Annotated in this window: 7 protein-coding genes; all 7 read left to right on the top strand. The window is 43.5% G+C overall.

Features of this window, described 5'->3' with window-relative positions:
- Positions 1-414, top strand: a 414-nt coding sequence (locus SPADD19_RS07250; RefSeq protein ID WP_164905862.1) for a M15 family metallopeptidase, incomplete at its 5' end; no start/stop codon positions are given.
- A gap of 168 nt (positions 415-582) precedes the next feature.
- Positions 583-1,617, top strand: coding sequence for a heat-inducible transcriptional repressor HrcA (hrcA, locus tag SPADD19_RS07245; protein WP_061455652.1), 1,035 nt, complete (start codon positions 583-585; stop codon positions 1,615-1,617).
- 24 nt (positions 1,618-1,641) lie between these two features.
- Complete coding sequence (grpE, locus tag SPADD19_RS07240) at positions 1,642-2,166, top strand: nucleotide exchange factor GrpE (protein ID WP_301355021.1); 525 nt, start codon at positions 1,642-1,644, stop codon at positions 2,164-2,166.
- A 257-nt stretch (positions 2,167-2,423) separates the two neighbouring features.
- Complete coding sequence (gene dnaK / locus SPADD19_RS07235; protein WP_061455651.1) at positions 2,424-4,247, top strand: molecular chaperone DnaK; 1,824 nt, start codon at positions 2,424-2,426, stop codon at positions 4,245-4,247.
- Between the two features lie 208 nt (positions 4,248-4,455).
- On the top strand, positions 4,456-5,088 hold the full coding sequence (locus SPADD19_RS07230) for a DJ-1/PfpI family protein (RefSeq protein WP_061455650.1): 633 nt from the start codon (positions 4,456-4,458) through the stop codon (positions 5,086-5,088).
- A 266-nt stretch (positions 5,089-5,354) separates the two neighbouring features.
- Positions 5,355-6,488 (top strand): molecular chaperone DnaJ, encoded by a 1,134-nt coding sequence (gene dnaJ / locus SPADD19_RS07225; protein ID WP_003004734.1) that lies wholly within the window; start codon positions 5,355-5,357, stop codon positions 6,486-6,488.
- A gap of 161 nt (positions 6,489-6,649) precedes the next feature.
- Positions 6,650-7,461 (top strand): family 20 glycosylhydrolase (locus tag SPADD19_RS12810; protein ID WP_241496533.1); only part of this gene is annotated, 812 nt, incomplete at its 3' end.

The raw sequence follows: 7,461 nt of genomic DNA, 5'->3' as shown, positions 1-7,461 counted from the left end.
AAAATTGCCCCAGAAGAAACCTTGATATCAGGCTATCGAAGTGTGGCCGAGCAAACAGAGCTCTATAATGAACGTGTTGCGCAACTAGAGGCTAGTGGCCTTTCGCACGAAGAAGCTGAAAAGCAGGTGCAGACCCAGGTACAGGTCCCTGGTGCGAGTGAACATCAGACGGGGCTTGCGATTGATATGAGTGTCGAAGCTGGCCAAAGTGATGAGTTGGGCTTGCAGCTGGCTGCCATCGCACCACAATATGGCTTTGTGCTTCGCTACCCAGATGGGAAGAGCAACATCACGGGTGTGAATTTTGAGAATTGGCATTTCCGTTATGTTGGCGTAGAAAATGCTCAGTATATGGCCAAGCATCAGCTAGTATTGGAAGAATATATTCTGCTCTTGAAAAAAGCTGGCAAATAAGAGGAGATTTACTTCTCTAGGTCTTAAGAATGATTTTTAGCACTCTTGAAAAAAGAGTGCTAATTTTTTGGTTTTTTCTCTTGACTTTCTTTTGGATGGGTGTATAATAGAATCATGGTTTAGCACTTGAGTGTTTAGAGTGCTAAAAAATGAAAGAGAGGTGAGGTCATGGTTACAGAACGTCAAAATGAGATTCTCAATCTTGTTGTCGATATCTTTACCAAGACCCACGAACCAGTCGGTTCAAAAGCGCTACAAGATGTGATTCAATCCAGTAGTGCGACCATTCGAAACGACATGGCTGCCCTCGAAAAACAAGGCTTACTAGAAAAGGCCCACACTTCGAGTGGACGGATGCCTAGCCGAGCTGGTTTCCAATATTTTGTTCAGAACTCGCTTGATCTAGAGCTGATTGATGAGCAAGATGTCTACCAGGTGGTGAAAGCCTTTGATTTCGAAGCCTTTAAGTTAGACGATATCTTGGATGCTACGGCCAAGTTACTAGCCCAAATGACGGGCTACACCGCAGTGATTCAGGATGTTGAGCCGACAAGACAGCGCTTGACTGGTTTTGAGATTGTTCCATTATCCAATCACGATGCCTTAGCGGTTCTAACCTTGGATGAATCAAAGCCTGTCACCGTCCAGTTTGCCATTCCAAAGAATTTCTTAACCAGTGATTTGGAAATTTTCCATCAGCTGGTTCAAGAGCGCTTCATTGAAAATACAGTCTTGGATATCCACTACCGCCTGCGGACAGAGATTCCACAGATTGTACAGCGCTATTTCAAGACGACAGACAATGTGCTGGATCTCTTTGATTACGTCTTCTCGCAACTGTTTCAAGAACTGGTCTTTGTAGAAGGAAAGGTTTCATCATTAACCTACGCCGATCTTCAGACCTATCAGTTCTTAGATAATCCCCAACATGTAGCCTTGGAGTTGCGAGGGGGAATGCCAGAGGACCAAATGACCCAGATCCTGGTTGCGGAATCCCAAGAGAAGGCCTTGAAAAATGTGACGGTGATTAGTCACAAGTTCCTGGTTCCTTATCGTGGGATGGCCCTCATGCATGTGATTGGTCCCGTAGAGATGGACTACAGGCGTGTGATTAGCCTGGTCAATGTCATTGGCCGAGTACTGGTCATGAAGTTGACGGATTATTACCGTTACCTCAACAGCAACCATTATGAAGTAAATTAAGACCAAATGAAAGGGGTGTATGCCTTGACAGAAGATATCAAAAAAGAAGACGTGAAAGAAGAGGAAGTTGCCCAAACAACTGAAGAAGTTGTAGAGGAAAGTAACCAACCTTCTGAGTTAGAAGAAGCACAAGCGCGTGCCGAAGAATTTGAAAACAAATACCTTCGTGCTCATGCAGAAATGCAAAATATTCAGCGCCGTGCTAATGAAGAACGTCAACAATTACAAAAATACCGTAGCCAAGATTTGGCAAAAGCGATCTTACCATCACTGGACAACCTCGAACGTGCCCTTGCCGTAGAAGGATTGACAGATGATGTGAAGAAGGGCTTAGAAATGGTCCAAGAAAGTTTGGTACATGCTCTGAAAGAAGAAGGAATTGAAGAAATTCCAGCGGACGGAGCCTTTGACCATAACTACCACATGGCCATCCAAACCTTGCCTGCAGATGATGAACATCCAGCAGACACCATCGCACAAGTCTTCCAAAAAGGCTACAAACTCCATGACCGCATCCTGCGTCCAGCCATGGTAGTGGTATATAACTAGGCTAGAGAACTTAAAAAACTTGTCCGAAACGACACTAAACTATGAAAGAAAGATAAGACGCAAGCCGGAGGCTTGCAAGGAAGATATTTCCCGCCGTGGTGAAAGTTTCAGTAGCTTGTGCTACTGAAACAGGGGATTTTTGAGACAGTAGGCTCAAAAATAAGTGATGAAATCCCGAAGGGAGTTGCTCACATCCCCACCACTTAAGGGAAATATCAAAAAGAAAAAAAGAGAAAAAACAACGAGGAGAAAAACATATGTCTAAAATTATCGGTATTGACTTAGGTACAACAAACTCAGCAGTAGCAGTTCTTGAAGGAACTGAATCAAAAATTATCGCAAACCCAGAAGGTAACCGCACAACTCCATCTGTAGTTTCATTCAAAAACGGTGAAATTATCGTTGGTGACGCTGCAAAACGTCAAGCAGTGACAAATCCAGATACAGTGATCTCTATCAAATCTAAGATGGGTACTTCTGAAAAAGTTTCTGCTAACGGAAAAGAATACACTCCACAAGAAATCTCAGCTATGATCCTTCAATACTTGAAAGGTTATGCTGAAGATTACCTTGGTGAAAAAGTAACGAAAACAGTTATTACTGTTCCTGCATACTTCAACGACGCACAACGTCAAGCAACAAAAGACGCTGGTAAAATTGCTGGTCTTGAAGTAGAACGTATCGTCAACGAACCAACAGCAGCAGCCCTTGCTTATGGTTTGGATAAGACTGATAAAGAAGAAAAAATCTTGGTATTCGACCTTGGTGGTGGTACATTCGACGTATCTATCCTTGAATTGGGTGATGGTGTCTTTGATGTATTGGCAACTGCAGGGGATAACAAACTCGGTGGTGACGACTTTGACCAAAAAATCATCGACTACTTGGTAGCAGAATTCAAGAAAGAAAATGGTATCGACTTGTCAAACGACAAGATGGCTCTTCAACGTTTGAAAGATGCAGCTGAAAAAGCGAAGAAAGACCTTTCAGGTGTTACTTCAACACAAATCAGCTTGCCATTCATCACTGCTGGTGAGGCTGGACCTCTTCACTTGGAAATGACATTGACTCGTGCGAAATTCGATGATTTGACTCGTGACCTTGTAGAACGTACTAAGACTCCAGTTCGCCAAGCCCTTTCAGATGCAGGTTTGAGCTTGTCAGACATTGACGAAGTTATCCTTGTCGGTGGTTCAACTCGTATCCCTGCCGTTGTAGAAGCTGTTAAAGCTGAAACTGGTAAAGAACCAAACAAATCAGTGAACCCTGACGAAGTAGTGGCTATGGGTGCTGCGATCCAAGGTGGTGTGATCACTGGTGACGTCAAAGACGTTGTCCTTCTTGACGTAACTCCATTGTCACTTGGTATCGAAACAATGGGTGGAGTCTTCACAAAACTCATCGACCGTAACACAACAATTCCAACATCTAAATCACAAGTCTTCTCAACTGCAGCAGACAACCAACCAGCCGTTGATATTCACGTTCTTCAAGGGGAACGCCCAATGGCAGCAGATAACAAGACTCTTGGACGCTTCCAATTGACTGATATCCCAGCTGCACCTCGTGGTATCCCACAAATCGAAGTTACTTTTGACATCGATAAGAACGGTATCGTATCTGTTAAAGCGAAAGACCTTGGAACTCAAAAAGAACAAACCATTGTTATCCAATCAAACTCAGGTTTGACAGACGAAGAAATCGACCGCATGATGAAAGATGCAGAAGCAAACGCTGAAGCAGATAAGAAACGTAAAGAAGAAGTTGACCTTCGTAACGAAGTAGACCAAGCTATCTTTGCGACTGAAAAGACAATCAAAGAAACTGAAGGTAAAGGCTTCGATGCAGAACGTGATGCTGCCCAAGCTGCCCTTGATGAGCTTAAGAAAGCCCAAGAAGACAACAACTTGGATGAAATGAAAGCAAAATTGGAAGCCTTGAACGAAAAAGCTCAAGGACTTGCTGTGAAACTCTACGAACAAGCTGCAGCAGCGCAACAAGCTCAAGCAGGAGCAGAAGGCACACAAGCAACAGGCAACGCAGGCGATGACGTCGTAGACGGAGAGTTTACGGAAAAGTAAAACAATCCAGTGGATTGTTTTAGCGGAACCTCTTGAAATAAAGAAAGGTTCCGAGATTCTAGGATTCCTTTAATCCGAAACTCAATTCAGCCTTACTAGTTCTAAAACAAAGTATAATCGACTTTGTTTTAGAACGTCGTAATGATAAAAAGAAATCCAGAGGTTGCAACCCAGCCTCTGTTTTTCGGTAAAATAGAGGATGTTGCCTATGAAAAAAGTACTTTGTATCATTTATCCTAATTTTTCTCTTTATGAGATAACTGCTTTAACGAGTACTTTAGCTCTGTCTTTTGATGTTACGATTGATTATGCCGCTTCAGATCATTCGGTAGTGGTCTCTGAGGATGGCTTGCCTTGTCAACCAACGAAAACACTAGATCAAATCCGTATAGAAGAGTATTCTTGTGTGATTTTGCCCGGAATGGTTAACATTGGACCTGCTCTACAGGATGAGAAATTGATTTCGTTCTTGAGGGACCTTGGTGAGCAAGATATCCTCATTGCAGCCATTTCTTCAGCGCCTCTTTTATTAGCGAAAGCAGGTCTGTTGAAGGACACGAAATTTACAGGTGGAATTTGGCAAAACTTCTTTGATTATTTTGAATTTCTTCCACGTGAGAATTTCCAACCCAAACTGGTTGTGCAAGATAAACAAAACATTACGGCTATCGGTTTTGCCCATCAAGAGTTTGCAAGAAAAGTAATTCTAAGCTTAGGGTTGGCAGAGAATACGGACAACTATTTTAAAGAACGAAACGACTACTCAGAAGAGAATTTGATATTTACTCTATCGGACCAAGAGTTTGATCAAGTGAAGCGAAGTATAGAAAACAGCCTCTAAAGATTTACATGAAAATTATAGAAAGGAACAAAGAGTGTTCGTAACTGAACACGGGTTCCAAAGTTTCTAATTCAATATAAAAGAAAGGAACTGAACCCGATCTAAATCGTGGTTTGATTCACAACATCAATAGAAAGGAACAAAGAGCGTTCGGGGAATTGAACTCGAGCGGAAAGCTTGGAAATTAGATAAACCGCCTAAGAAATCAGGATTTCTTGTCGGTTTCCTAAATTTCAGTCGCTTTCTGTTCGCTCTTAGTATCTTGTATGAACAATACTGAATTTTATGACCGTTTGGGCGTTTCAAAGAATGCATCTCAAGATGAGATCAAGAAAGCCTATCGGAAATTATCTAAAAAATATCACCCAGATATCAACAAGGAGCCTGGTGCTGAGGAAAAGTACAAGGAAGTTCAAGAAGCTTATGAGACTTTGAGTGACGAGCAAAAACGGGCTGCTTATGACCAATATGGTGCTGCGGGTGCCAATGGTGGCTTCGGTGGCGGAGCAGGTGGTTTTGGTGGCTTTGATGGTGCTGGTTTTGGTGGCTTTGAAGACATCTTCTCTAGCTTCTTTGGTGGTGGTGCAAGTCGTAATCCAAATGCACCTCGTCAAGGGGATGACCTCCAATACCGCGTCAATCTCAAGTTTGAAGAAGCGATTTTTGGTGCGGAAAAAGAAGTCAAGTACCATCGGGAAGCTAGCTGTCATACCTGTCATGGTTCTGGGGCTAAGCCAGGGACTAGTCCGGTGACCTGTGGACGCTGTCATGGTTCTGGAGTCATCAATGTGGATACGCAAACCCCTCTTGGGATGATGCGCCGTCAAGTGACCTGTGACGTCTGTCATGGTCGTGGTCAAGAAATCAAAGATCCATGTACGACTTGTCGTGGAACAGGTCATGAAAAACAAGCTCATAGCGTGAACGTCAAGATTCCTGCAGGAGTTGAAACGGGTCAACAAATCCGCTTAGCTGGTCAAGGAGAAGCTGGCTTTAACGGTGGACCTTATGGTGACTTGTATGTCGTTGTCAATGTTGAGCCGAGCGATCGCTTTGAACGAGATGGCTCAACCATCTACTACAAGTTAGACTTGAACTTTGTCCAAGCAGCTCTTGGAGATACGGTCCATGTACCAACTGTTCACGGAGATGTCGATTTGGTCATTCCTGAAGGAACCCAAACCGGTAAGAAATTCCGCCTCCGTGGAAAAGGGGCTCCAAGCTTACGTGGTGGTGCTATGGGGGATCAATATGTATCTGTCAATGTCGTCACCCCAACTGGTTTAAATGACAAGCAAAAAGAAGCCCTTCAAGCCTTTGCGGAAGCAAGTGATTTGAAGGTCAACCCAAAGAAAAAAGGGTTCTTTGACAAGGTCAAAGATGCTTTAGATGATTTATAAGAATGAACGAGTTTCCTTTTGAGTAAGGAGCTCGTTTTATTTTGGATCGAATCCAAGAACTTCCTCTCCTAATTAAAGAATAATGAGGACCCTCATTGAATTTATTAAGATATCGTGGTAAATTTAAGAAAACGATTACAAAGACAATTTAGGAGGTCCTGATGAAATCACATCAACCACGTTATGCGATTCGCAAGTATGCAGTAGGAGCTGCTTCGGTGCTCATAGGATTTTTTGCTGGCGCTCAGGTTGTAGCAGCCGATACGCCGACGACTACTGAAAGTCCTGCAACGACAGTTCCAACTCAGCCAAGCGAAGGCAAGGCGACGCTCTCCCCCAATGAGGAAGCTTCTCAGCCAACAGTAGAAAAACCAACGGCTCCTGCCCCAATCGTCGATCAAAGTCAACCGACACTGCCTGATCGAGAATTGCGGGTATCAGATCTTGACCGTTTGATTCGCGAAGAAGCAAGCTCTGTCGCAGAGTCGGATATGGCAGCTCAACCAGCGACAGCAGCGACGGAAACGCCTGCTAAAGATCCTGCCCAAGAAGAAAAATTAGCCAAGAAAAAGATTGTATCGATCGATGCCGGTCGCAAGTACTTCTCACCAGACCAAATCAAGGAAATCATTGATGAAGCAAGTAAAACTGGCTATACAGACTTGCATCTTCTAGTCGGAAATGACGGCTTGCGCTTTGTGTTGGATGATATGTCTTTGAAAGTGGGAGATACTTCTTATTCTAGCCAAGCCGTGACGGATGCGGTTGAAAAAGGAACGAAAGCTTATTACGATGATCCGAACGGGACAGCTTTGACCCAGGCTCAAATGGATGATATTTTGGCCTACGCCAAATCGAAGAAAGTAGGTGTCATCCCAACCATTAATAGTCCAGGTCACATGGATGCGATTCTGACAGCCATGGAACAATTGGGGATCGAAAATCCTCACTTTAATTACTTTGGCACTAAAAA

It is taken from the genome of Streptococcus parasanguinis (assembly GCF_001578955.1).
Classification (GTDB): Bacteria; Bacillota; Bacilli; order Lactobacillales; family Streptococcaceae; genus Streptococcus; species Streptococcus parasanguinis_U.
Note: the sequence above shows the minus strand (reverse complement) of the source record. Positions and strands in the feature narration are given on the sequence as shown.